This window comes from Stenotrophomonas sp. YIM B06876, from assembly GCF_030711595.1.
Lineage (GTDB): Bacteria > Pseudomonadota > Gammaproteobacteria > Xanthomonadales > Xanthomonadaceae > Stenotrophomonas.
This window is the reverse complement of sequence record NZ_JAUJUJ010000109.1, coordinates 1-2,484: the sequence shown is the minus strand read 5'-3', so window position 1 is coordinate 2,484 and position 2,484 is coordinate 1. Positions and strand designations below refer to the sequence as shown.

Genomic DNA, 2,484 nt, shown 5'->3' with positions numbered 1-2,484 from the left:
GACGCGATCGCCCGCGAAGATGCGCATCAGCGAGTCGTCCAGGCTCAGGTAGAAGCGCGAAGACCCGGGGTCGCCCTGGCGGCCCGAGCGGCCGCGCAGCTGGTTGTCGATGCGGCGCGACTCGTGGCGCTCGGTGGCGATGATGCGCAGGCCGCCCAGGGCCTTGACCTTTTCGTGCTCCACTGTCCAGGCGGCACGCACCTCGGCGATACGCGCCTGCTTGGCGGCCTCGTCCAGCGATTCATCGGCCTCGACGGCGGCCAGCGCCTTCTCGATGTTGCCGCCGAGCACGATGTCGGTGCCGCGGCCGGCCATGTTGGTGGCGATCGTGATCATGCCGGAGCTGCCGGCCTGGGCGACGATGTCGGCCTCGCGGGCGTGCTGCTTGGCATTGAGCACCTGGTGCGGCAGGCCTTCCTTGTTGAGCAGCTGGTCGATGATTTCGGAGTTCTCGATCGAGGTCGTTCCCACCAGCACCGGCTGGCCGCGCTCGTGGCATTCGCGGATGTCCTTGATCGCCGCCTCGTACTTCTCGCGCGTGGTCTTGTAGACGCGGTCGAGCTGGTCGTCGCGCTTGCTCGGGCGGTTGGGCGGAATGACCACGGTCTCGAGGCCGTAGATTTCCTGGAATTCGTAGGCCTCGGTGTCGGCCGTTCCGGTCATGCCGCCGAGGTTGCCGTAGAGGCGGAAATAGTTCTGGAAAGTGATCGAGGCCAGCGTCTGGTTCTCGGCCTGGATCTCGACGCCTTCCTTGGCTTCCACGGCCTGGTGCAGGCCTTCGCTCCAGCGCCGGCCCGCCATCAGGCGGCCCGTGAACTCGTCGACGATGACGATCTCGCCCTCCTGCACCACGTAATGCTGGTCGCGGTGGTACAGGTGGTTGGCCCGCAGCGCCGCGTACAGGTGGTGCATCAGCGTGATGTTGGCCGGGTCGTAGAGCGAGCCGCCCTCGGAAATCATGCCCTGCGCCGCCAGCACGCGCTCGGCGGTTTCATGGCCCTGCTCGGTCAGGAAGACCTGGTGCGTCTTCTCGTCGAGCGTGAAGTCGCCGGGCTTGGTCACGCCTTCGCCGGTGCGCGGGTCGGCCTCGCCCTCCTGGCGCACCAGCAGCGGCACGACCTTGTTCATGGCGATGTACATCGACGTGTGGTCTTCGGCCTGGCCGCTGATGATGAGCGGCGTGCGGGCTTCGTCGATCAGGATCGAGTCCACCTCGTCGATGATGGCGTAGTTCAGCTTGCGCTGCACCCGGTCACGCGCTTCGTAGACCATGTTGTCGCGCAGGTAGTCGAAGCCGTATTCGTTGTTGGTGCCGTAGGTGATGTCGGACGCGTAGGCAGCCTGCTTTTCCTCGCGCGGCATGTTGGGCAGGTTGATGCCCACCGTCAGTCCGAGGAAATTGTACAGGCGGCCCATCCATTGGGCATCGCGGTTGGCCAGGTAGTCGTTCACCGTGACCACGTGCACACCGTTGCCCGACAGCGCGTTCAGGTACACCGGCAAGGTGGCCGTGAGGGTCTTGCCCTCGCCCGTGCGCATTTCGGCGATCTTGCCGTAATGCAGGGCCATGCCGCCGAGCAGCTGCACATCGAAGTGGCGCATCTTCATGATGCGCTTGGAGCCCTCGCGCACCACGGCGAACGCCTCGGGCAGCAGCGCATCGAGCGCCTCTCCCTGGGCGACCCGGTCCTTGAACTCCTGCGTCTTCGCACGCAGCGCCTCGTCGCTCAGGGCCTCGAATTCCGGCTCCATGGCATTGATGCGGGCCACCGTCTTGCGGTATTGCTTGAGGAGCCGGTCGTTGCGGCTGCCGAAAATTTTGGTGAGGAAGTTGGTGGCCATGCGAACAGGTCCGCCCTGCATGCCAAGGCATGCCAAGCGGCCAGAATCCCTAAGAAGAAGTGAGTTCAGTTGGGGCCGCCCCCCGACATTGCAAGCTGCGCAAGCGTCGGGACAGCGGGGTCCGAACCGGCGATTTTACCTGTCTGCCGCAGACTGTTACGCAGCCCCGCCCAAAGCGGGCTCGGCGCCTCGGCCACGGGCCATTGCGGCACCCCTGCTGCAGTCCATGATAATCAGCGGCATCCTTGGTTTTCAATGCCTCCATCCAACCCATGAACCGCCGCCACCACGCTGTCACGCTGCAGCAAGCCTCGCAAGAATCGCCCACGCTGGCGAACCTGGTGGCGCTGACCCGCGATTCCAGCGAGCGGCTGCGGGCGGTGGAGTCCTTGATTCCGGCCGGGCTGCGTGCATCCGTGCAGGCCGGTCCGATCGAAGGGCCAACCTGGTGCCTGCTGGTGAAGAACAATGCGGCGGCGGCGAAGCTGCGGCAATTGCTGCCCGCACTGCAGGCGCATTTGCGCAGCCGGGGCTGGGATGTGAACGCGATTCGCCTGAAGGTTCAAACCTGAACGGCGCGTGCGCGCCGCGCGACCATCGCAATCGAACTGATGAAAAAGGCCGTCTGCTGGATGCCAGCGG

General features: G+C 65.4%; 2 protein-coding genes. One reads left to right on the top strand and one right to left on the bottom strand.

Features of this window, described 5'->3' with window-relative positions; all coding sequences use genetic code 11:
* A partial coding sequence (secA, locus tag QZH66_RS15075; protein WP_305806729.1) for a preprotein translocase subunit SecA occupies window positions 1-1,842 on the bottom strand: 1,842 nt, incomplete at its 3' end.
* A gap of 272 nt (window positions 1,843-2,114) precedes the next feature.
* On the opposite strand from secA, the gene QZH66_RS15070 reads away from it, so the two are divergent.
* Window positions 2,115-2,414 (top strand): hypothetical protein, encoded by a 300-nt coding sequence (locus tag QZH66_RS15070; RefSeq protein WP_305806728.1) that lies wholly within the window; start codon window positions 2,115-2,117, stop codon window positions 2,412-2,414.
* The last annotated feature ends 70 nt before the right edge of the window (window positions 2,415-2,484 follow it).